The sequence below is a fragment of the Paraburkholderia phenoliruptrix genome (genome assembly GCF_047325075.1).
In the GTDB taxonomy this organism is placed as follows: Bacteria; Pseudomonadota; Gammaproteobacteria; order Burkholderiales; family Burkholderiaceae; genus Paraburkholderia; species Paraburkholderia phenoliruptrix.
The window spans coordinates 3,278,229-3,299,854 of record NZ_CP168531.1; the positions used below are offsets into that span (position 1 = coordinate 3,278,229).

Consider the following 21,626-nt stretch of genomic DNA (forward strand, 5'->3'; position numbering starts at 1 on the left):
CGCGCTCGCTCGCGACTATCCCCGCTTCGGACTATCCAGGCCGCGGATTACCGCCGGCCGCGCGACGAACGCCGCCAGCACACGCCTCACGTTCGGAAAGTCCTCGATGCGCACCAGTTCGCCGGCTTCATAGAAACCGATCAGATTGCGCACCCACGGAAACGTCGCGATATCGGCAATCGAGTACTGATCGCCGAGAATCCACTCGCGTCCTTCCAGACGCTGTTCAAGCACACCGAGCAAACGCCTCGATTCGGCGACATAGCGATCGCGCGGACGCTTGTCTTCATACTCCTTGCCCGCGAATTTGTGGAAAAAGCCGACCTGGCCGAACATCGGGCCGATGCCGCCCATCTGGAACATCACCCATTGAATGGCCTCGTAGCGGCCGGCGGCGTCCTGCGGAATCAACTGCCCGGTCTTGTCCGCGAGATAGATCAGGATCGCGCCGGATTCGAACAGCGGCAAAGGCTTGCCGTCGGGGCCGTTCGGATCGATGATCGCCGGAATCTTGTTGTTCGGATTCAGCGACATGAACTCCGGCGTCATCTGGTCGTTGGTGTCGAAACGCACCAGATGCGGCTCGTAAGGCAAGCCGGTTTCTTCGAGCATGATCGACACTTTCACGCCGTTCGGCGTGGGCAGCGAGTAAAGCTGAAGGCGCTCGGGATGCTCGGCAGGCCATTTTTTCGTAATCGGAAAGGCGGACAGATCTGTCATGTGATGAGGTAGCCCTGTGCGGAATGGCGGACGAAAAAACATCGGGACAACGAGCGCAGCCGGCTCGCCGGCGCGGCTCGTCCCGATGCGGACCGCCCAATATAAACCGACTCGGCGCAACGCGTGCGCGAGCCGGCAGGTCCGCGCCTCAGGCGAGGTTCACCACAAATCCTTCGTCGCGCTGCCCGCCCGCACGTTATACCCCTCGCGCCACAACGCGGCGCCCACGCTCACGAGCTGCGTGCGCTGCCCGGCCTCCAGCTGCTCCCACGCCGAGGCGAGCCACGCCGCAAAATTCGCGCAGGTTTCCTCGATGTCGACGGGCGCTTTGCCCTCCAGATACTGTCGTTCAAACATCGAAAGCACTTTTTCCGGTGTCATTGGCGCGGTCTCCATGTAGGGTGTATCGAGTCTAAAGGCGCCGCGGTGCGCGCGACACATTCGACGCGCCAAAGCCGGGTTACTCCCAGGCCGCGCATGCAGTGGACAAAGGCCGCAAAAAGGAAAAGGCGCACGAGGCGCCTTTCCGTGGAGACCCATCACAGTGCGTTACGGGTTATTGCGTTTCGCCTCGTCCTTGGCGTCTTCCTTCGCGTCGCCGTAGCTCTTCTGCACCTTGCCCGCGCCCTGCTGGAGATCGCCCTTCAGTTCCTTGCCGGGGTTGTCGGTGGCTTTGCCCACGGCTTCGTTGATCTTCCCCTTCACCTGTTCACCCACGCCTTTTACCTGGTCCTTGTTCATCTTCGACTCCGCTTTAAAAGGAATGCCGACGCGAGATTGCGCCAGTGCCCGCTTCGAGCAACGCGCATGCCCGGCATATCGTCAGATGAAAAACGGGCCGAAAATCTTTCGCCGGAACCCTAAAGTTCCCCTCCAGCCCGCCGTAATAGCGGCCATGGAGGAGCCATGGACCGCACACCCATCACCCAGTCCGCATCATCGAAAGTGGCTTTGATCGACGGCGACATCACGCACATCGCGCGTGCCATGCGGCTGTCCCTGCAAGGCGACCTTGCCGGCCCCATCCTGCCGCCGTCCTACTGGCGCGAGCGCCTCAACAGGCTGCTCGACATGGGCAATCTGACGCACCCGCAGCTGTGCGCGGTCGACAGTCTTCTCCTGCAGCTCGACCAGTTCGAAGCCGAACCGCCCGTCCCGTGGGACGAACTGGCGCCCGCTACAGCCGCGCTCTTTCCGCCCACGCACGAAACCGGCGCCGGCCACCCGGCCTGACACACCGCAACGGGTTTTGCCCAGGACTGCGCCGTGCGAGCCGGAAACGCGCTGTTCGCGAACCTTTGTGCCCAAAAAAACGGCCGCGAACCACGCCGCGGCCTCAACACGTCGCAACGCAGGGACTTCGCGTCACGGCGCAAGCGTACACATCCAACTGTGACAAGCGCATTTCGCGGCTGAGCCCGCAAGTGGACCGCATTGCGCCCCAAAATTCCTGGACAGGCGGTTATCGAACGGTCAAAATGTCCGCCAAAATTCCCAGCGAAACAGCAATATGACCCGCGACATGACTCTGGCCACACGGCAGGACCTGCTCACAGAAGCGTTGCAGGTGTATAGCCAGACGGAAATCGCGGCGCGCTGCGGAAAAAACGTTCGCACCATTCGCCGCTGGAAAACCGATCAGAGTTGTCCCCGCATTGCGGAAGCGGCTTTGCGCGAAATGCTGCAGGCCGGGTCGCGCACGAGGCTCGCCGCAAGCGAGCCTGATTTTCGTTTCATCGACCTGTTCGCGGGCATCGGCGGCATTCGGCGCGGCTTTGAAGCGCATGGCGGCCGGTGCGTGTTCACGAGCGAATGGAACGAGTTTTCGAAGAAAACCTACCAGCAGAATCATCGCGATGCGGACGGCGCACATCAGTTCGTCGGCGACATCGTTTCCTTCGCGGAGAACGACGTCCCCGCGCACGATGTGCTGCTCGCCGGTTTTCCGTGTCAGCCGTTCAGCATTGCGGGCGTGAGCAAGAAGAATTCGCTTGGCCGCCCGCACGGTTTCGCATGCGCGACGCAAGGCACGCTCTTTTACGACGTCGCGCGCATCATCGATGCAAAACGGCCCGCGGCGTTTCTGCTTGAGAATGTCAAGAACCTCGTGTCGCACGACAAAGGCAATACACTGCGAACCATTCTCGACGTATTGCGCGACGAATTGAAATACGACGTTCATTATAAGGTCATCGACGGCCAGCATTTCACGCCGCAGCACCGCGAGCGGATTGTGATTGTCGGCTTTCGCGAGGAGACAGGATTTTCTTTCGACGACCTGCGCTTGCCTGCCAACGGGCCGCGCCTCGCGTCCATCCTGCACAAAACCGACGGCAGCGAGCCGCTGCTGCCGCACGACGGCGAGCGTTTCTTCGACCACGTTCGCCGCAAGGTCCAGCCGAAATACACGCTAACGCCGAACCTGTGGGCCTACCTGCAGGCTTATGCGGAGAAACATCGCGCGGCCGGCAATGGATTCGGCTTCGGTCTGGTCACGCCTGCCAGCATCACGCGCACGCTGTCGGCGCGCTATCACAAGGACGGCTCCGAGATTCTGCTCGCGCAAGGTAAAGGCGAACGGCCGCGCCGCCTGACGCCGCGTGAATGCGCGCGTCTGATGGGCTTTCCGGACGACTTCGTGATTCCCGTGAGCGATACACAGGCGTATCGCCAGTTCGGCAACAGCGTGGTGGTGCCGGTCATGCAAGAAGTCGCGCGCATCATGACGCCGCATATCGGGGCGCTGCTCGCGCGAGACGTTCAGTCTGCGCGAGCCACGGTGCGCCTGCGCGCGTAGGCGTTCGTGCAGCGCGGTTCGATCGGGCCTCAGCACATGACCGAACCGCGTGCCGGCAAGATCTAGCCTGCCGAGTCGATCGCAGCCTCGTGAATCAGCGCTGCAACTTCCACTGGCCGGGAAGCGAGCGACGCGTGACTTGCGCCGAGCGTCACGATCTTCCTCGCGTTGAGCCGCGCGGACATCATCTTCTGATTCTCCGGATGAATCATTCTGTCTTCACTGGAAATCTGATACCAGGAAGGCTTCGTGGCCCATGCCGCAGAAGTAATTGGGTCTCCGAACGTTCCGGCAAGCGGCGCCTTCTGCGTCACGGCCATGACAAGCGCCTCGTCTGCCGCCAGATCCTGGCAGAAGCTCTGGTGATATTTCGCGGGCTTGATCCAGAGGTAGCCGTCGCTGTCGGGCTCGAGATTCGCCGCCGCGTCCGGAAGACACTGCTGAGTGATGGCGCCGGGACTCTCGCCCTTGTCCGGCGCAAACGCCGCGATATACACGAGCCCGGCCACATTCGCATGGTTGCCCGCTTCGGTGATGACCGCTCCTCCATACGAATGCCCGACCAATAGAACCGGTCCGCCACACTGCCCGATCATCTTGCGGGTTCGTTCGACGTCATCCGCGAGCGACGTCAACGGCAATTCAACGGCACGAATCGACTCGTGACCTCTCCGCGCGAGCTCAACGATGACCTTGCTCCAATGGGCGGCGCCGCCCCAAAAACCATGTACCAGCAAGATCGTTGGCTGATTGCTCATTACAGTACTCCTGTTATTCGAATGGTAATTGCTCGGCACTGAGCGCGGCATCAATCGAGGCCGCGCTCGGCACGAGACACCTCAACCGCTGCCCCGAAAGACAGTGGTCGATACCAGCATAGGTCCAATAAAACAAAAAACCGAAAAAGTTTTATCGGTGTGGGGAGACGTCGGGCGCAGTCCGGCCGAGTGCGTCCAGATGGGAGCGGAGAACCTTGATGAAATGCCGTGTCAGCAGGGACGGTGCTGTGTGCGCGGGCATCGCCATGCGCACAGGCACGTCGATCGTCGGCTCGAACGGTTTGACCAGCAACTGGCCGGCAAAGGTGCCGGCGACATAAGGATTGACGATGCCTACGCCGTTGCCCGCGCTCACGAGCGCGCAGATGGTGATCGACGAAGTGGTCTGGATCGCGAAGTCGGTCGGCATGTCATGTGCTTCCAGCACGGCCTTGATCGCAATGGTGAGGTCGTCCATTTCGCCGAGCGAAAGCAGACGCTCGCCCCGCAGCGCCTCCGCCTGCACGGTGCGCCGCGCTTCCAGGCGATGGCCGAGCGGCAGCACGCAAACCGCCGGCACGGTCTTGATGACCTGCGTCTCGAAGTCGAGTTCGTCGAGCTTGCCGGTCGTCAATATCAGATCGAAGAGGTCTTGCCGCAGCAGGTCGGTCAACTGGGGCGTCGCGGCCGTCTGCACATTCAGATACGCCTGCGGGAAGCGCACACGGAACTCGCGAATGACCTGCGGCAAAAGGCCGGTGCCCAGCGTGGGCGTACAGCCAATGTGCAATGCGCCCGTACCTGAATTGCGCAGAATCGACACGACGGATTCGATGTTTTCCAAACCGTTGAAATGCTTCTGCACCGTCTTGTACAGCAGTTGCCCTTCGCTCGTGGGCCGCAGCCGCCCATTGTGCATCTCGAACAGCTTAAGCCCGGAGGAACTCTGCAGTTCGGCAAGACGCCGGCTGATGGAGGGCTGGGTAGTATTGAGCGCGGCGGCAGCCGCGGTCGTCGTACCCATCTGCATGACGGCGCGAAATGCCTGTATTTGCTGGAAGTTTAGTGGCCGTGTCATGTAGGGCAAATCCGATCGCATTGTCGGGCGCGACTATACCAAAAGTGAATAGTCATACAGCAAAAATGAATTATCCGACATTGCAATGTGTCGATATTCTTCAGCCATTGTTCGCCCCGGCACAGCCCGACGGCGTTTTGCTACCTGCACCAGACTCGGCCCGCTCATGACCGCTTCGCCGCATCGCACCGTTGACCCTCTTCCGCTGCATCCGCGATCTGTCAGGCGCCTGTGCCCCATCCGACGGCTAGGCACCGGCGAGCGCCATCATTTCTTCGGCTACTACAATAAGAGCGTGTGGGACCGCACCGGACGCTACGTGCTCGGCAACGAAGTCGCCATGAGGGATGCACCGCTTGTTCCGGAACTGCTGGCGGCAGTGGGCTATTTCGATGTTCAGGAAAACGAATCGTTTTTTCCGATCGACACGACCACTGCGTGGAACTGGCAAATGGGCTGCCAGTTGCAGTGGCTCGACGGCGAGGCCGGCCGCAAGGTGATCTACAACACCCGCACCGGTGACCTGTCCGCGCGCTATCCCGGCTTCGGCGCGACAGTTTTCGACATCGACAGCGGCAAGAAGACTGCGCTCTGCATGCCGGTCTACGTGTGTTCCCCCGATAGCCGCTACGCCCTTTGCGTCGATTACCGGCGCCTTTACGTCACGCACGAAACCATAGGCTACAGCGAGCACGGCGGCCCATTTGCGCTCCAACTCGCACCGGCGGACGACGGCATATACCGTCTGGATCTCGCAACAGGCGAACCCGCATTGATTGTCAGCTACGACGATTTGCGCCGCTTTCACCATGTTGAGTCGATGGAGCGCGCCATTCACTGGGTGAGCCACATCGAAATCAATCCGGCATCGTCGCGGGTGCTGTTTCTGCACCGCTGGACCGAACGCACCGCAGACGAAACCTGCTTCCTGCACCGCCTCATTACCATGAACCCGGATGGCTCGGACATGCGCCTGCTCGAATGCTCGGATCATCCACTGCCGCAATTAGCGGATGATTTTGATCCTTCCGCGGTCGGCACCTTCGACTATGAGAAGTCCGAATACCAGATCTCGCATCCGTTGTGGCAGGACGATTCGCACATCGTCGTATGGGGCCCACACGCGGGCAGCATCCACTACCACCTGTATGAAGACAGCGATAACGGCCGGGTGGAAGTTATCGGCCGGGAACTGCTGACCGAAAACGGACATATGAGTTTTTCGCCTGTCGACACGCGCTGGCTGGTGTCCGACACCTATCCGGACTCGCAAACGAACACACGCATTCTCTTTCTGTACGACATGCACGAAGGTCTTCGTTACGAGATCGGCGAATTCTATGCACCGCCGGATCTGAAGAAGGAAAATCGCTGCGATCTGCACCCCCGCTGGAACCGCGACGGCCTAGCCGTGTGCATCGACTCGGTTCACGAGGGCGCTCGCCAGATGTATGTGATCGACGTTTCGCAGATTACCGGCGCAGGCTGAAGCCGCGCCAGCACGCAGGAATCGACGCGTGGTGTCCGCCGCCGCGCCTGTCGGAGAACCGACAACAAAGCATGTTCAGGAGACCCTCATGAAACAGCAGCAACCTGCCCGTGCCGTATCAAGCCGCCGCGGCTCGATCAGCGCCTTCGCCGTGTTCGGCCTTGTCGCGTTGCATGCACCGAATGATGCGCGAGCGGCGGAAGCTGAACTGACAGGCACACTGCTCAAAGTCAGCAAAGAACGTGTGATTACGATCGGCTATCGCGACGCATCGGTTCCCTTCTCTTACTACGATGCGAACCAGCAGCCTATCGGCTATTCGATCGACATCGCCAATCTGATCGTCGAGCGCATCAAGACGGAAATCAAGCTTCCGGATCTGAAGGTACGCACCATTCCGATCACCTCGCAAAACCGCATCTCGCTGCTGCAGAACGGCACGATCGACTTCGAATGCACGAGTACCACAAACAACGCGGAACGCGCGCAACAGGTGTCCTTTTCGAACACCTTCTTCGTGATCGGCACGCGGTTGCTCGTCCGCACCAAATCCGGCATCAAGGACTTTGCGGATCTGAAGGACAAAACGGTGGTTGTCGGCGCGGGAACGACTTCCGAGAAAATTCTACGCAAGATGAATGTCGAAAAGTCGATGAACATGGACGTCATCAGCGCGAAAGATCACACCGAATCGTTTCTCATGCTTTCCACCGGTCGCGCCAAAGCGATGATGATGGACGACGCATTGCTCGCCGGCGAACGTGTGAAGGCGCGCAATCCCGAGGACTACGAAATTGTCGGCACCCCGCAAACTTATGAAGCCTACGGCTGCATGCTGCGCAAAAACGACGCAGCGATGAAAGCCGTCATGGACGCAGCGATCGCCGATGCCCAGAAGTCCGGTGCCGCCGCAAAACTGTATCAGCGCTGGTTCCAGCAGCCCATTCCCCCGAAGCGCGTCAACCTGGGCTTACCACTGTCTCCGCGCATGCAGACACTGTTCTCCCATCCCGACGACAAGCCCACGTCCTGAGCCGTACCGAACAACGATGACGACATACATCCACCGCGCGCCGACGCGCGCAGATTGAGGCACTCATGGATTACAGATGGCACTGGGGCGTGCTGCTGCAGCCCGTTGCTACCGGCGAGCCCGCGACCTATCTCGACTGGCTGCTGTCCGGACTCGTCAACACGGTCGAATTGACGCTGCTCGCTTTTACACTCGCACTCGCGATGGGCACCATGTTCGGCGTTCTGCGTACATTGCCCAACCGCGCCGCACGTGCCGCGGGTGCCGCGTACGTTTCAATCTTTCGCGGCGTGCCGCTGATCGTGCAGTTTTTTATCTGGTTCTTCGCCGCGCCGGAACTGCTCCCTACCGCTGCCGGCGACTGGTTCAAGAGTCTCCCGTCGCATCCGCAGTTTCTGTTTGCATCGGTGGTTTCACTCGGCGTCTACACAGGGTCGCGAATCTGCGAACAGGTACGCGCCGGAATATCGGCGCGCCCCGTCGGGCAGTTCCATGCGGCCTTCGCGCTCGGGCTCACCCGCAAACAGGCATATCGCTATGTGCTGCTGCCCGTCACCTTTCGCACGATCCTCGGACCGCTGACCTCCGAGTTTCTGATCATATCCAAGAACTCCGCCGTGGCTTCCACCATCGGCCTGCTGGAACTGTCAGGTCAGGCGCGGCAACTGGTCGACTACACCGCGCAGCCATATGAGTCGTTTATCTGCGTAACACTCGCGTATATGGGACTCAACTTCGCGATTCTGCGCGGCATGGGCTGGGTGCGCCGGCGCACCGCGCTGCCTGGAATGATCGGGAGCTGATATGTTCGAGATGGACTGGCAAGCCCTCATCGATTCGAGGGACGTACTGTTATCAGGGATGCTAATCACTTTGCAGATCACCGCGGTGGCGATCCTTTTCGGTCTCGCCTGGGGCACAGTGCTGGCGATATTCAGTTTGTCCACTCACCGCGCGCTGCGGATCTTCACGCAAGCGTATGTCTCGCTGTTCCGTTCGATTCCGCTCGTCATGCTGCTGTTGTGGTTCTTTCTGATCGTGCCGCAATTGCTGAAGGCACTTTTCAATCTGCCGTCCACGATCGACTTGCGACTCATTTCGGCACTGACCGCTTATTCGCTGCTCGAGGCCGCATTCTTTTGCGAAATCATTCGCGCGGGCATTGCAAGTCTGCCGCGCGGACAGCTTCAGGCCGGACACGCACTCGGCATGACGTCCGGGCAGACGCTGCGCCATGTGATTCTGCCGCAGGCGTTTCGCGCGATGGTGCCGCTCGCGCTCACGCAGTGCATCGTCATCTTTCAGGACACATCGCTCGTCTACGTGATCGCGCTGGGCGACTTCTTCCGGCGAGTGACCGCGATTGGCGAGCGCGACGGCAACATCGTCCCCATGCTGATCGTTGCGGGCGTGGCTTACTGGGCGATCACGACCATGCTGATCGCAATCACCAACGGCGTTCGGACGAGACTTGCAAAATGATTGCATTGAAAGACGTGTCGAAATGGTACGGGCAATTCCAGGTCCTCGACAATTGCTCGATGCGCGTGAGCAAGGGCGAGGTGGTCGTGATATGCGGACCTTCAGGCTCGGGCAAATCAACGTTGATCAAGACGGTCAATGGTCTTGAGCCTATTCAGCAGGGCGAGATCGCGGTTGGCGGAATGTCGCCCGGCGGTAAAAGTGCTCACCTCTCGAAGCTGCGCGCGAAGGTCGGCATGGTGTTTCAGCACTTCGAGCTGTTCCCCCATCTTTCCGTCGCAGACAATCTTGCGCTTGCGCAGGTCAAGGTGTTGGGCCGCCATCGCGACGAGGCGGCGGCCAGAGGCCTGAAGCTGCTTGAGCGCGTGGGTCTACGAGCGCACGCGGACAAATATCCGGGCCAGCTCTCCGGCGGTCAGCAACAGCGCGTGGCCATAGCGCGAGCACTGTCGATGGATCCGATTGCAATGCTCTTTGACGAGCCGACTTCCGCACTCGATCCGGAAATGATCAACGAGGTACTCGACGTAATGATCGAGCTCGCGCAGGAGGGCATGACCATGATGTGCGTCACGCACGAAATGGGCTTCGCCAGAAAGGTCGCCCACCGCGTCGTTTTCATGGATCGCGGACGTATTGTAGAAAACGCCCGGAAAGAAGAGTTCTTCGGCGCGCCGAGCACGGATCGCGCGAGAGAGTTTCTCGCGAGGATTCTGCATTGAACACCAGACGCTCTTCTCAGCGCAGCCGATGACGATCAGCGCCAGCCATGATACGCAACTGCGTATGTTTGTCGCCGTGGCGAAATGCCATTCGCTGCGCGCGGCCGCCGACGCTGTCGGCATCACGCAGCCAGCCTTGAGCCGGCATATTCAGTCGCTTGAGCTGAAACTCGGTCACGCACTCTTCAGGCGTCATGGGCGCGGCATGCAACTCACCTCGGACGGCGAAGTGCTGTTTCGCACCGTCGAACCGCTCCTCGATGCACTCGACGAGTCCATCTCGCACGCCGCCGCGCACGGGCCGGGCTGGGGACTGTCGCTACGCATCGCCACCGTGCAGACGTTAATCGGGCACTTCATACCCAGTTTCAGCAAGGAACTGCTGCGAATCTATCCGCAAACGCGCCTTTCGCTGCAATGCGACAGTTCCAGCCACGTGGTGGAAATGGTTTTACGAGGCATGGCCGATCTGGGGCTCACGTATTCGACGGACCTGAGCACCACCGACCTTCAAAGCGTAGCGCTTCACGAGGAACGCCTCGCGCTCTACCACTGCGCCAAAACCGATCTCAGCCGCGAGGCGATGTCGCGTCTTTCGGAGTTGAAGCTGATCCTGCCGCCCCGTCATTTCGGAGTGCGACGCTACGTGGAGCGCGTGCTGGGCTGCCCGATACGGCCGTCGATTGAATGCGACTCGCTGGAGCTCTCATTGCGTATGGCATCCATTAGCCGATCTATTGCCCTGTTGCCGGAACATGTGCCGGAAGATCTCATAGCAAGCTGCAATTTAAAGCGCATAATTCTCGCGGACATTCCCCCCCGGCGGCTTGTCGCCTTCTGGCGTGTACAAAGCAGAAAGCCTGTCGTACTGGACGCGGCGATCGACATCGCCATGCGGACCCGTCCCGCCAAACAATAACACTACGTTAATTCAGCATTATTTCTGAGAGCATGGCACTGCCCCTTGGCCACGCTCATAATTGCACCGCGTTGCTTGACATGCACGCGAACGCTAAACACCTCCTGAAGCCGACAGACAATCAGGCCAAAATTGTCGAAGAAGATCCATTGCATCGTCGAGCGGCTTCATTGAGCAGCAACGCATATTTTTTAAACGGTGAGGACACGATGAAGAATCATCAACTTCGCGCGCTCGTCGCCATTGCAGACGCCGGCAGCGTTCGCGGCGCAGCGCGCGCTCTGGGACTGTCGCCCTCCGCGATCACCCAGGCGCTGAAAGATCTCGAAGACTATGTGAGCGCGCCATTGTTGCAGCGCGCGTCGTCGGGGGCGACGCTGACCGAATGCGGCAATACGCTTCTCACCCATGCAAGGCTTATCGTGTCGCAAGTCGAGCGTGCTCATGGCGCGTTGAATGAAATGCGAGGTGAACCGTGCGGCAAGCTCTCCGTCGCGATCACGCCCTGGATTGCCTTATGTTTTCTGCCGGAGATCTTTATCCAGTTCCGCAAGTGCATGCCGAATGTGCAACTGGAGATGTTCGAAGGCCTCATGTCTATTGCGTATCCGCGCCTGCGCGATGGCAGTGTCGAGATATTCGTCGGCCAGCAGGCACCGGACACGGTCAATACGGAATTCAACTTCCGCCCGCTGTTCTCCTGTGGAGTCACCGTCGTTGCGCGGAAGGGCCATCCACTCGCGCAGTCCCGCTCGCTTGCCGATCTGCTGGATGCGGACTGGCTGGTGTGTCTCGACTCTGACATGGAGTGCCGCCTCTCAAAGAAAATGTTCTATCGCAACGGCTTGCCGGAACCCCGCAACATTCACTTCACCCATTCATTAACGGTAGCGGCGTCGGTACTGCAAAGAACCGATGCAGTCAGTATTTTCCCGTGGCCGCTGGCAGAACTCTGTGTCTCGCGCTTCAAGTTCTGCGCATTTCCGCTGAGAGAAGAGCTGGAAGACACTTCCATCGGCATCGTGTCGCGCCATGCGCATCCTCACAGCGCGGCGGCGAACTGCCTGATCGATATACTTCTGGAAACCATCCGCAATAGCGATAAGACAGGAAGCGTGGAGGCAAGGCGCGTTCTGCAATCCACCGAGTTATTGTTCTGACTCGCGCAGCCGCGAAACCGGCGGCTATGCCCTCTCCGCCGGCTTATCGCTACATTCAGCGAATCGGTTTGCCGTCGCGCGTAATGAGAACCGCTGTTTCAGCGCGATATTTCGCATGCACGCTGTCGCCCACGGCAATCTTGTCGAGCGGCACGTCCGGAGCGATTTGCAGCAGAACGCTGCGGGTCGGCCCGCGCAACACCACCTGGCGACGCTTGCGATCGAGGCTTTGCACCGTCGCGACCACGTCGACGTTGCGAAGCTTGACGGACATACCATGCGACATGGGCGTGGCCGACTCTTGTTCGACCCGCGAGCGCACGCCCTTCGTCTCGACTTTTTCCGCCGACAACAACAGTGCGCCTTGATATTCGACGTGAACTTCGTCGCCCACTTTGAGGAGCCTCACATCGGCGACCTCGGGGTCGACCGCGATGATCACCGTCTCTCCGCGCGATCCTTGCACGGCGATCCGGCTCGTCTCTGGGTCGACGTTGACGATGCGGCTAGTGAGCCGGGCAATCGCCTCCGCGCCCGCGGCACTGGCCGGCGCGCCGGCGCTCGCGTGTTGAAGCTGCGGCGGCTGCTGGGCGCGACTCGCCGACGGATGGACCACCACGATGGCCGCGGCAAACGCGAGGTTCAGCATACTCGACGATCGCACTGTAAGTGCACGCATATCTTGCTCCCTGTTTGTGATGAGTAGGTGTGACGGACAGCGGTCGTGACAACATCAGCGCGTCGAGCAATCAGTCGCCTGTCAACTGTCAGTCGCAAACGTATCGCGCGCACCTGTCGCCTGGGAAGACGCGCATCCGTGAACACGTTAATTGCCTGCGAACAGCGCCGGAATCCGCACGGCAACTTGCGCATTCCATCCATGTCGAAGGCGCCGTCTGTTCACGTCGTCTTCAACGAGCCGTGTTCGGTTTTTCTTTACGCGTACGCCATTCCTGTTCTTCCCGCCCAAGGCTGCTTGCATTAACTTTCCAACACGTTGCAGCGAGTAACGAACCCCGAGCCGCCACTTTCCAAGGTCTGAGTGGTGGACTTTCGCGGCCGCTTAACGCGGCCGCTTTTTTTTTCGAGCAGGAGTGTCCATGAAAAAGATCGTTTCCACTTTGTTGTTCTGCATGTTCAGCGCCGCATCCGCATGCTGGGCGCAGACGGAAGTCGATAAGACGCCGGCGGGCACAAACGATCAGATCGTCCAGATGCATCAGCGCATTTCCGCGGCTAACCGCACGTATGACGCGAAAGTAGCCGCCGCCAAGCGCGTGTATTCGCGGCAGAAAGCTGCGGCGGCGAAGGAACGCGACGCCGCGGTCGCCGCCGCGCGCGACGGCGTTCCCTCCGCTGAAACGCAGTAAGCGGCCAGATGGGGCGCGCGGAGATGCCGATTCCAGCGCGCGATGTGAAGACGATCCAGCACTGGTAAAACAGGTAGAGAAGAGGCGTCGAGCATGAAACGGGACAGCACTGCACGAGCGTTATCGCGCGGCATCAAGGCAAGCGCCGACGAGCGCGACCTTCTTGATTCGGACAGCCAACTAATGGAGAACGAGCCGGGAAAAGAGAATAAAAAAGAAAAGGACAACGACGCAAAAAACCGGGAGGCGGCAAAACGCAAAAGGCTCACTGCATCGAACCTCGATGCAATCATGACGCCCGGCGTCCGCTACACCTGCGTTGCCCTCGCAAGTCAACTGAACAGCAGCACGCGACAAATCAAGGCCTCACTGAGCCAGCTTGTCGACGCCGGCACCGTTCGTCACGTGCAAGAAGCCCGTACGGGCATCTACTGGGTCCCGACAAACGACGAGAAGCAGAGATTCGAGCAACGGCGCAGCGCACGCAGACAGCAGCTCGGCCATACGCTCGAAGGCTATGACGCGGAGTTGCGCAGGCTTCAAAGTCTGTGCATGCTGGTACGCCGGTCCTGAGCCCGCGTCACCGCTCTTCCGACGCCGCGCGCAATACACCTGCAATCCGCGGGCGACTCCAGCAAGCCACGAGATTTTGCGTAAACTGGCAACTGCCGGTTACAGCCGGCTTGCCTGCGCGCGGTTTTCATTGAATCCCGAGCACGCCCCATGTGGCGCGCATCGTGTTCCCGACCAGGCAATTGCTGCCTAACGAGGAGCCGCATGAGTCCACCGAAGTGCCTTCCCGCCACGCCAGAGCGCTGCCGTTGCGCACACTCGCGTAGCTAGCCATGGTCGATATCGTCGACAGCGCGACGCGCAGCCGCATGATGTCCGGCATTCGCGGCCGCAATACGAAGCCGGAAGTGCTGATCCGCAGCCTCCTGCATCGGCGGGGTTTTCGCTTTCGGCTCGACGCGCGCGATCTGCCCGGACGCCCGGACATCGTGCTGCCCCGCTACCGTGCGGTCTTGCTGGTGCACGGCTGCTTCTGGCATGGCCACGACTGTCATCTTTTCAAATGGCCGCAGACCCGCCCGGAATTCTGGCGCGACAAGATCGGCCGCAATCGCGCGAACGACGACAAGGTCCACGCCGCGCTGCTCGCCGGCGGCTGGCGCGTCGGCGTCATATGGGAATGCGCTTTGCGTGGCGCCAATCGCGATATAGGGGGCGTGCTCACGCGGCTCGAGCAATGGCTGAAGAGCGACGCGCCGAGCTTCGAGGAACGCGGCTAGAGCCGCTCGAAACCCGGGCGTTCTGCGAGCGAACCGAAAGCCCTCGGTGATACACTCGATTGGCTAACCCGAAGCGGCGCCCACGCGCCAGGCATCGCGAATGCGGCGCGCCGTACCGTTCGCTTCGGCCGTCAAAACCCGCCAAGAAGGGAGGCACACAATGGCTGATTTTCGTCTCTGGTCCGACGATTTCCCCAACAACGGCTTTATGCCGAAAGCGCACGAATACGACGACAAGGCGTTCGGCGTCGACGGCGAGAACATCTCGCCCGCGCTGCAGTGGGAGGGCGCGCCGGCCGACACGCAAAGCTTCGCGCTGACCGTGCACGATCCCGACGCGCCGACCGGCAGCGGCTTCTGGCACTGGGTGATCGTGAACATTCCCGCCGACGCGCGCTCGTTGCCGCGCAACGCCGGCAAGGCCGACGGCTCGCTGCTGCCGCAAGGCGCATTGCAGGTGCGCAACGATTACGGCACGGTAGGCTTCGGCGGCGCGGCGCCGCCGCGCGGCGACAGAACGCACCGCTATATTTTCCGGCTGCATGCGCTGAAGGTGCCGCATCTGCCGATCACCGCCGAAACCACCAACGCGGTCGCGCGTTTCATGACGCACATGAACGAGATCGACTCGACCACGCACACCGGCCTGTACGAGCTCAAATAACGACGCGCTTGCCGCTTACCGGGTCGACCCGGTAAGCGGCGCGGCATCGGCGCGTGGTACGAGCCGCGCGCAAGCCGCTTTGCGACGGCATGCATGACCCGCGGCTCGCCGCCACGCGGCGGACCGCTCAAGGCGATCCGACTAATCGATGCACGCACAACCATCCCGCAACGACGGGACAGCCCCGCCCGACGCAGCGGACACGCTTGCCCCGGACAGCGCGCGGGCACCCAACACGGAACACGGCCTGCCGACGCCGCAACGCTATTGGGCGATGCTCGTCATCGCGCTTGCACTGACGCTGGCAGTGCTCGACAGCGCGATTGCCAACGTCGCGCTGCCCACCATCGCGCGAAATTTGCGGGCGAGCGCGGCCGGCTCCATCTGGATCGTCAACGCCTACCAGCTCGCCATCACCATTTCGCTGCTGCCGCTCGCCTCGCTCGGCGACCGCATCGGCTACCGTCGCATCTATCTCGCCGGGCTGATCCTGTTCACGCTGGCCTCTTTCGGCTGCGCGCTATCCACTTCGCTTGCTACGCTCGCCATTGCGCGCGTCGTGCAGGGCTTCGGCGCAGCAGGCGTCATGAGCGTGAACACGGCGCTCGTGCGCATGATCTACCCGCCGACGCAGCTCGGCCGCGGCGTCGCCATCAACGCGATGGTGGTCGCGATCTCCTCGGCGGTCGGCCCCACGGTGGCCTCCGGCGTGCTGGCCGTGGCGCCGTGGCCGTGGCTCTTTGCGATCAATGTGCCGATCGGCATTGCGGCAATTGCCGGCGGCTTCAAGGCGCTGCCGATGAACCGCGGCCACGAGTCGCCCTACGACGTGCTGAGCGCGCTCATGAACGCGCTGGTATTCGGCCTGCTGATTTTCGCCGTCGACGGCCTCGGCCACGGCGAACGGCTCGGCTATGTCGCCGCCGAAATGATCGGCGCCGTGGTGATCGGCTACTTCTTCGTGCGCCGTCAGTTGAGCCGCCCCGCCCCGCTCTTGCCGATCGATTTGCTGAGGATTCCGATCTTCGCGCTGTCGATCGGCACCTCCGTGTGTTCGTTCTGCGCGCAGATGCTCGCGTTCGTGTCGCTGCCCTTCCTGCTGCAGGACGCGCTCGGTTTCTCCCAGGTCGACACGGGCCTCCTGATGACGCCGTGGCCCGCCATCATCATCATCGCCGCGCCGATTGCGGGCGTGCTGTCGGACAAGGTCTCGTCCGGCTGGCTCGGCGGCGTGGGGCTCGCCGCGATGACCGTCGGCCTGCTCCTGCTCGCCACGCTCGGCGCGCATCCCGACGCGTGGCAGATCGCGTGGCGCATGGCGCTGTGCGGCGCGGGCTTCGGCATCTTCCAGTCGCCGAACAACCGCACGATGCTGTCGTCCGCCCCGCGGGAGCGCAGCGGCGGCGCGAGTGGCATGCTGGGCACCGCGCGCCTGACCGGTCAGACGCTCGGCGCGGCGCTCGTCGCGCTGATTTTCGGCGTTGCGCCGCAGAATGGGCCTGTGATTGCCCTCTATGTCGCCGCCGGATTCTCCGCGGTGGCCGCAGTGGTCAGCACGATGCGCGTCGTGCAACGCGTCGAGCCGCGCCCGGCCTCAGGCTCGCGAAGCGGATAAGCAAAGGGCGCGCATCCTGCGATGCACGCCCTTTTTGCCGTTGCCGCCAGTTTTCTTGCCCGCTGCGACGTGACCCGCTCACGCGGCTGAGCAAGCGCCGCGCAACCGCCGAACCGCTTACGACGACGCCGTCACGTCAGCGAGCTTTACCGCTTTGGCCGTCACCGAGGACGCCGTTGCCACGTTGCGCAAGTCGCCGAGGAAGGTATCGCGCCACACGGACAGGTTGTTCTCGCGCATCGGCGCCATCATGTCGGCGTGCCGCGCCTGGCGCTCGGCGAGCGGCATGGAGAGCGCGCGCTCGAGCGCCTCGGCCATCTGCGAGAGATCGAACGGATTGACGACCAGCGCGCCCGGCAACTGCTCGGCCGCGCCGGCGAACTGCGAGAGCACGAGCACGCCCGGATCGGCTGGATCCTGCGACGCGACATATTCCTTTGCGACCAGATTCATGCCGTCGCGCAGCGGCGTCACATAGCCGACCTGCGATTGACGGAACAGCGCCATCAGCAGATTGCGCTCATATTTGCGATTCAGATACTGGATCGGCGTCCAGTCGAGCTGCGCGAAGCGGCCGTTGATGCGCCCGGCCTCGCCTTCCAGCGTCTGGCGAATCCGCTGATAGGTCTGCACGTCGGAGCGCGTCGGCGGCGCGATCTGCACGAGCGACACGCGTCCGTGCCAGCCGGGCGCATTCAGCAGCAGACGCTCGAACGCCTGGAAGCGCTCGACGAGCCCCTTCGAATAGTCGAGGCGATCCACGCTCATGATCAGCTTGCGGCCGCGCATGCCGTCGCGCAGGCTGCGCACCGGCTTGCGGTCGGTGAACTGCTCGGCGGCTTTGGCGATCGCATCCGGATAGATGCCGATCGGATACGCGGCCACCTTCAGGAAGCGGTTGTACGCGTGGACCATGCCGTCTTCGCTCGAGGTGCCGTGATGGCCGCGCTCGATGAAATCGACGAACGACTGGCGATCGGCTTCCGTCTGAAAACCGATTACGTCGTAGCTGCACATCGCCTTCACGAGCTCTTCGTGCGGCGGAATGGTGCGCAGCACTTCGGGAACCGGAAACGGAATGTGCAGGAAGAAGCCAATCGGATTCTTCACGCCCAGATCGCGCAGGCAGCGCGCGAACGGCAGCAGGTGATAGTCGTGCACCCAGATGATGTCGCCGGGCTTGAGCAGCTCCTTCAGCTGCTTGGCGAGCGTCGCATTGACGCGCTGATAGCCCGCATATTCCTGACGGTCGTAGCGCGAGAGGTCGTTGCGATAGTGGAATGTGGGCCACAACGTCGCGTTCGAAAAACCGCGGTAGTACTGGTCGTAGTCGCGTTTGGTCAGCCCGACGGTCGCATAGGTGACGTTGCCCTGCTTCTCGATCACGGGCGCGGACGGTTCGCTCACCGTCTCGCCGCTCCAGCCGAACCACACCCCGCCGGTTTCCTTCAACGCGTCCAGCACGCCGATCGCCAGGCCACCCGCTGCGGGCCGGCCTTCCTGGGTCGGCGCAACACGATTCGATACCACGATCAGTCTGCTCATTGGCGCTCCACCTGGTTCAGTTGTTTCGTTGCATACGGACATGTGCCAGAACAACTGCACGCAAGTCGCGTGCCTTTTTTTCGTGCATGGAAAAGAAAAATGTATGCAATTGTGACGAACAAGCAATAACTCGCGATGCAAGTTCAATTCGCGGAATTTTGTTCCAGGTAAGCAATCGCTACGGAAGATACGTTGCTCGCAGCAAGACGAACTTCGGCGTCAACCGGTTCAGGCGTCCTGCTCGGAGCCGAGGTCGCGCTGATAGTCGATTCCTTCCTGGCGCACGCCGCCCTGGTTGAACTCGCCGTCGGGCGGCGCGTCGGGGGCGACGCGGTTTTGCGCGGAAGGATCGTGGTGCTGTGCGGCCGAAGGCGCCGCTGGCGTGACGGGCGTGACGGGCGCGCCGGGCGCGGCCTGAGAGTCAGGAGCAGGGGCGGAAGACGCGGGTGGAGCGTCCTTGCTCGCAGGACGGCCGTCGCGCTTCGAATGGCGCGCGGAGCGCCGCAGCGCTGGATGTCTCATGATCGATGCCTCCGGGCAAAGCCGCGCCGCCAGGCGACGGCGGCATCAAGACAGTCTAGGAGCGGCAACGGTAAATTGCCGGTAAAACCTGCGTCGCATTTGTAACATGTACACAAAATCCCTACGCGAGGCTAGACGCGCAAGCCGCGATCATTCAGACGCGCAGAGAGATTGGCGGACGCCGACTGGCCTGGGGAGTTTGCGTGGGCTGCGGCGGCGGATCGCCGATCGGCGGCTCGACCGGCTCAATGGGTTGCGGACTCGGATCGGGCACGGTGTCGGGCTCGCCCGGTGTCGGCGGCGCTGTGGGCGGCTCGATCGGCTCCGGACGATGCGCGTGCTTGCGAAGAGGCTGCGCGGGAGCGGCGGCGGATTGCGGCATTGTCGGTGATCCTCGCTATGCGTGTCCTTTCGGATCCAGCAAGGCCTGTGCCGATTTGCCGCCTGTGCGGTTCAGCGCCGCGCTCCCGGTTGAAGGGCGGGTTGCGGCGCTACGCGTCCGCGCCGCCCAACGCCCGCGATTCGTCGGCGGAATCGCCCTCTTCGCGCGCGTCGTTGCCGTATTCCACGAGGCGGTTGTACAGCGTCTTCAGGCTGATGCCGAGAATCTCGGCGGCACGCGTTTTGACGCCGCCGCACTGTTCGAGCGTGGCCAGAATCAGCTGACGGTCGGCCTCGGCGAGCGACGTACCGAACGGAATCGTGATCGCCGTGCCCGCCGCGGGCTTCGACAACGTGATCTGCAACGGCACCGTCGCGGTGCTGTCCGAGTCGGCGCCCGACATGATGTGCGCACGCTGCACGTAGTTCTTCAGCTCGCGCACATTGCCGGGCCACGGGTACGACAGCAGCATCTCCTTCACTGCAGGCGGGAAATGCTTTTTCGTGCCGTGCCGCTCGTTAAGCTCGTCGAGAAACGCCTGCGCGAGCAGCTCCACGTCCTTGCCGCGATCGCGCAGCGGCGGCAGGCTGATCGGAAACACGTTCAGCCGATGGTAGAGGTCGAGCCGCAGCTTGCCCTCCAGCACCGCCTGCTCCGGATCGCGGTTCGTCGCCGCGATGAGACGCACGTCGGTCTCGATTTCCTTCGTGGTGCCCACCCGCATGAACATGCCGGTTTCGAGCACGCGCAAGAGCTTTACCTGCAGCTCGATCGGCATTTCGGTGATTTCGTCGAGGAACAGCGTGCCGCCGTTCGCGCGCTCGAAATAACCTTTGTGCTGACGGTCGGCGCCCGTGAACGAACCGCGCTCGTGGCCGAACATTTCCGACTCGATCAGATTCGGCGAGATCGCGCCGCAATTCACGGCGAGAAATGCATGCTTGCGGCGCAGGCTCAGCTCGTGCAGCGTCTGCGCGGCCACCTCCTTGCCGGTGCCGGATTCGCCGACCAGCATCACCGAAGCCGCCGTCGGCGCGACCCGGCCGATCTGGTCGTAGACCTCCTGCATGGCCGGCGAATTGCCGAGCATCAGACCGAAGCGGCCCATGCGGCGCAGTTCGCCGCGCAGCGTGCCGATTTCCGCCTTCAGGTCGCCGGCGCGCGGCAGGCGCGACAGAATCGCCTTCACGCGCTGCATGTTGATCGGCTTCACCAGATAGTCGGTGGCGCCCATCTTGAGCGCGTTCACCGCCGACTCAACGGTGGCATGGCCGGTAATCACGATCACTTCCACGCCGGAGCGCGGGTCGAGATCTTCGAATAGTTCGACCCCGCTGCCGTCGGGCAGCTTGAGGTCGGTAAAGACAACGTCCGGCATCTGCCGGACCAGTTGAATGCGCGCTTCGCGCAGATCGCCCGCGGTGGCGGTGGTGAGGCCGTCTTCCCCGATGATGGCGGAAAGCGCCTCGCGGGTACTCGCGTCGTCATCGACAATCAGTACATGTGGCATCGCGTCTCGAAAGCCTGCAAGCGTGGGAGGAGCAGCATGCGGCGGGGCATGCTGAAAAACGGCGACGACCTCGCGCGGGAAGCGAACATCTATCTCTCAAAGTGAGCGTACGCCAACTTCCGTACAGCGCTTGGTCACCGATTTCGTTCAATATTGCAACAATGCACGCGAAAAATTGGGCGTGATCGGCACTATTGTTGTGTATTTACCTATTATAAGGCTTTATTGAGACAATTTAACAGTCCCGGCCCGCGCCGCACGCCGGAAGGGCCGGCGGCGGCGCGGGGCCGCCAGGCAGCCTCAGCTGCTGTGCGGGAAAGGCCAGGCGTCAGGGTGGGCAGAGCCGTTCGGGCCGTGGGCGCCGGGACCCGCGGTGGCCGCGAGGCTCCCGCCGGACTGCGCCGACGAGGCCGACGGCGTCACGACCGCGCCGCCCTCGTCTTCCCAGCGGTTCAACTCGCGCCCAGTCGTCGACTGGGCCGCGCGGCTGCGCTGCACATAGCGCACCGCGAGATAGCCGCCGAGCGCCATGAGCGCACCGAAAATGCCAATTTTGGGTCGAGCCATC

General features: G+C 62.0%; 25 protein-coding genes. 14 read left to right on the forward strand and 11 right to left on the reverse strand.

Features of this window, described 5'->3' with window-relative positions; translation table 11 throughout:
* Positions 1–15: 15 nt before the first annotated feature.
* The 3 genes from ACEN8U_RS26545 to ACEN8U_RS26555 all read right to left on the reverse strand — a co-directional run bounded on the left by ACEN8U_RS26545 (position 16) and on the right by ACEN8U_RS26555 (position 1,461).
* A complete protein-coding gene (locus ACEN8U_RS26545) occupies positions 16–720 on the reverse strand; it encodes a glutathione S-transferase C-terminal domain-containing protein (protein ID WP_310106042.1) in 705 nt (234 codons plus the stop codon).
* A 159-nt stretch (positions 721–879) separates the two neighbouring features.
* On the reverse strand, positions 880–1,101 hold the full coding sequence (locus tag ACEN8U_RS26550) for a hypothetical protein (protein ID WP_310106040.1): 222 nt from the start codon (positions 1,099–1,101) through the stop codon (positions 880–882).
* Between the two features lie 168 nt (positions 1,102–1,269).
* Positions 1,270–1,461 (reverse strand): CsbD family protein, encoded by a 192-nt coding sequence (locus ACEN8U_RS26555; protein ID WP_013587611.1) that lies wholly within the window; start codon positions 1,459–1,461, stop codon positions 1,270–1,272.
* A gap of 165 nt (positions 1,462–1,626) precedes the next feature.
* On the opposite strand from ACEN8U_RS26555, the gene ACEN8U_RS26560 reads away from it, so the two are divergent.
* Both ACEN8U_RS26560 and dcm read left to right on the forward strand, forming a co-directional pair.
* The gene (locus tag ACEN8U_RS26560; RefSeq protein WP_310106038.1) at positions 1,627–1,953 is read left to right on the forward strand and encodes a hypothetical protein; all 327 of its coding nucleotides are present in this window, start codon (positions 1,627–1,629) and stop codon (positions 1,951–1,953) included.
* Positions 1,954–2,242: 289 nt separating this feature from the next.
* Positions 2,243–3,517, forward strand: a complete 1,275-nt coding sequence (dcm, locus tag ACEN8U_RS26565; RefSeq protein ID WP_310106034.1) for a DNA (cytosine-5-)-methyltransferase — start codon at positions 2,243–2,245, stop codon at positions 3,515–3,517.
* A gap of 62 nt (positions 3,518–3,579) precedes the next feature.
* Here dcm and ACEN8U_RS26570 read toward each other — a convergent pair whose 3' ends face one another.
* Both ACEN8U_RS26570 and ACEN8U_RS26575 read right to left on the reverse strand, forming a co-directional pair.
* On the reverse strand, positions 3,580–4,275 hold the full coding sequence (locus ACEN8U_RS26570) for an alpha/beta hydrolase (RefSeq protein ID WP_310106032.1): 696 nt from the start codon (positions 4,273–4,275) through the stop codon (positions 3,580–3,582).
* Positions 4,276–4,426: 151 nt separating this feature from the next.
* The gene (locus ACEN8U_RS26575; protein WP_310106029.1) at positions 4,427–5,353 is read right to left on the reverse strand and encodes a LysR substrate-binding domain-containing protein; all 927 of its coding nucleotides are present in this window, start codon (positions 5,351–5,353) and stop codon (positions 4,427–4,429) included.
* Positions 5,354–5,519: 166 nt separating this feature from the next.
* On the opposite strand from ACEN8U_RS26575, the gene ACEN8U_RS26580 reads away from it, so the two are divergent.
* The 7 genes from ACEN8U_RS26580 to ACEN8U_RS26610 all read left to right on the forward strand — a co-directional run bounded on the left by ACEN8U_RS26580 (position 5,520) and on the right by ACEN8U_RS26610 (position 12,158).
* The gene (locus ACEN8U_RS26580) at positions 5,520–6,842 is read left to right on the forward strand and encodes a hypothetical protein (RefSeq protein ID WP_310106026.1); all 1,323 of its coding nucleotides are present in this window, start codon (positions 5,520–5,522) and stop codon (positions 6,840–6,842) included.
* Between the two features lie 88 nt (positions 6,843–6,930).
* The gene (locus ACEN8U_RS26585) at positions 6,931–7,875 is read left to right on the forward strand and encodes a glutamate/aspartate ABC transporter substrate-binding protein (protein WP_310106023.1); all 945 of its coding nucleotides are present in this window, start codon (positions 6,931–6,933) and stop codon (positions 7,873–7,875) included.
* Positions 7,876–7,940: 65 nt separating this feature from the next.
* Positions 7,941–8,678 (forward strand): amino acid ABC transporter permease, encoded by a 738-nt coding sequence (locus ACEN8U_RS26590; RefSeq protein ID WP_310106021.1) that lies wholly within the window; start codon positions 7,941–7,943, stop codon positions 8,676–8,678.
* A 1-nt stretch (position 8,679) separates the two neighbouring features.
* On the forward strand, positions 8,680–9,357 hold the full coding sequence (locus tag ACEN8U_RS26595; RefSeq protein WP_310106019.1) for an ABC transporter permease subunit: 678 nt from the start codon (positions 8,680–8,682) through the stop codon (positions 9,355–9,357).
* On the forward strand, positions 9,354–10,079 hold the full coding sequence (locus ACEN8U_RS26600; protein WP_310106017.1) for an amino acid ABC transporter ATP-binding protein: 726 nt from the start codon (positions 9,354–9,356) through the stop codon (positions 10,077–10,079). The genes ACEN8U_RS26595 and ACEN8U_RS26600 overlap by 4 nt, the downstream gene beginning before the upstream one ends.
* A gap of 64 nt (positions 10,080–10,143) precedes the next feature.
* Positions 10,144–10,998, forward strand: coding sequence for a LysR family transcriptional regulator (locus tag ACEN8U_RS26605; protein WP_413658623.1), 855 nt, complete (start codon positions 10,144–10,146; stop codon positions 10,996–10,998).
* 209 nt (positions 10,999–11,207) lie between these two features.
* Entirely contained in the window at positions 11,208–12,158 is a 951-nt protein-coding gene (locus ACEN8U_RS26610) for a LysR family transcriptional regulator (RefSeq protein WP_310106377.1), read from the forward strand.
* 55 nt (positions 12,159–12,213) lie between these two features.
* Here the strand turns inward: ACEN8U_RS26610 and ACEN8U_RS26615 are convergent, their stop codons facing one another.
* Entirely contained in the window at positions 12,214–12,837 is a 624-nt protein-coding gene (locus ACEN8U_RS26615) for a hypothetical protein (RefSeq protein ID WP_310106011.1), read from the reverse strand.
* A gap of 421 nt (positions 12,838–13,258) precedes the next feature.
* On the opposite strand from ACEN8U_RS26615, the gene ACEN8U_RS26620 reads away from it, so the two are divergent.
* The 5 genes from ACEN8U_RS26620 (at position 13,259) to ACEN8U_RS26640 (ending at position 17,099) form a co-directional block, all read left to right on the forward strand.
* Positions 13,259–13,528: a hypothetical protein gene (locus tag ACEN8U_RS26620; protein WP_013587598.1), complete on the forward strand. Its 270-nt coding sequence runs from the start codon at positions 13,259–13,261 to the stop codon at positions 13,526–13,528.
* 93 nt (positions 13,529–13,621) lie between these two features.
* Complete coding sequence (locus tag ACEN8U_RS26625; RefSeq protein WP_310106008.1) at positions 13,622–14,101, forward strand: hypothetical protein; 480 nt, start codon at positions 13,622–13,624, stop codon at positions 14,099–14,101.
* 272 nt (positions 14,102–14,373) lie between these two features.
* On the forward strand, positions 14,374–14,820 hold the full coding sequence (locus ACEN8U_RS26630; protein WP_310106005.1) for a very short patch repair endonuclease: 447 nt from the start codon (positions 14,374–14,376) through the stop codon (positions 14,818–14,820).
* A gap of 160 nt (positions 14,821–14,980) precedes the next feature.
* Positions 14,981–15,484, forward strand: a complete 504-nt coding sequence (locus tag ACEN8U_RS26635; protein ID WP_013587595.1) for a YbhB/YbcL family Raf kinase inhibitor-like protein — start codon at positions 14,981–14,983, stop codon at positions 15,482–15,484.
* A gap of 148 nt (positions 15,485–15,632) precedes the next feature.
* Positions 15,633–17,099, forward strand: coding sequence for an MFS transporter (locus ACEN8U_RS26640; protein ID WP_310106002.1), 1,467 nt, complete (start codon positions 15,633–15,635; stop codon positions 17,097–17,099).
* Between the two features lie 117 nt (positions 17,100–17,216).
* Here the strand turns inward: ACEN8U_RS26640 and otsA are convergent, their stop codons facing one another.
* The 5 genes from otsA to ACEN8U_RS26665 form a co-directional block, all read right to left on the reverse strand.
* Positions 17,217–18,644: an alpha,alpha-trehalose-phosphate synthase (UDP-forming) gene (gene otsA, locus ACEN8U_RS26645; protein WP_013587593.1), complete on the reverse strand. Its 1,428-nt coding sequence runs from the start codon at positions 18,642–18,644 to the stop codon at positions 17,217–17,219.
* Positions 18,645–18,872: 228 nt separating this feature from the next.
* Positions 18,873–19,166: a hypothetical protein gene (locus ACEN8U_RS26650; RefSeq protein WP_310105999.1), complete on the reverse strand. Its 294-nt coding sequence runs from the start codon at positions 19,164–19,166 to the stop codon at positions 18,873–18,875.
* 154 nt (positions 19,167–19,320) lie between these two features.
* Positions 19,321–19,548: a hypothetical protein gene (locus ACEN8U_RS26655; protein WP_013587591.1), complete on the reverse strand. Its 228-nt coding sequence runs from the start codon at positions 19,546–19,548 to the stop codon at positions 19,321–19,323.
* 109 nt (positions 19,549–19,657) lie between these two features.
* On the reverse strand, positions 19,658–21,058 hold the full coding sequence (locus ACEN8U_RS26660) for a sigma-54-dependent transcriptional regulator (RefSeq protein WP_013587590.1): 1,401 nt from the start codon (positions 21,056–21,058) through the stop codon (positions 19,658–19,660).
* A gap of 300 nt (positions 21,059–21,358) precedes the next feature.
* Complete coding sequence (locus tag ACEN8U_RS26665; RefSeq protein WP_310105996.1) at positions 21,359–21,625, reverse strand: hypothetical protein; 267 nt, start codon at positions 21,623–21,625, stop codon at positions 21,359–21,361.
* Position 21,626: the final 1 nt, after the last annotated feature.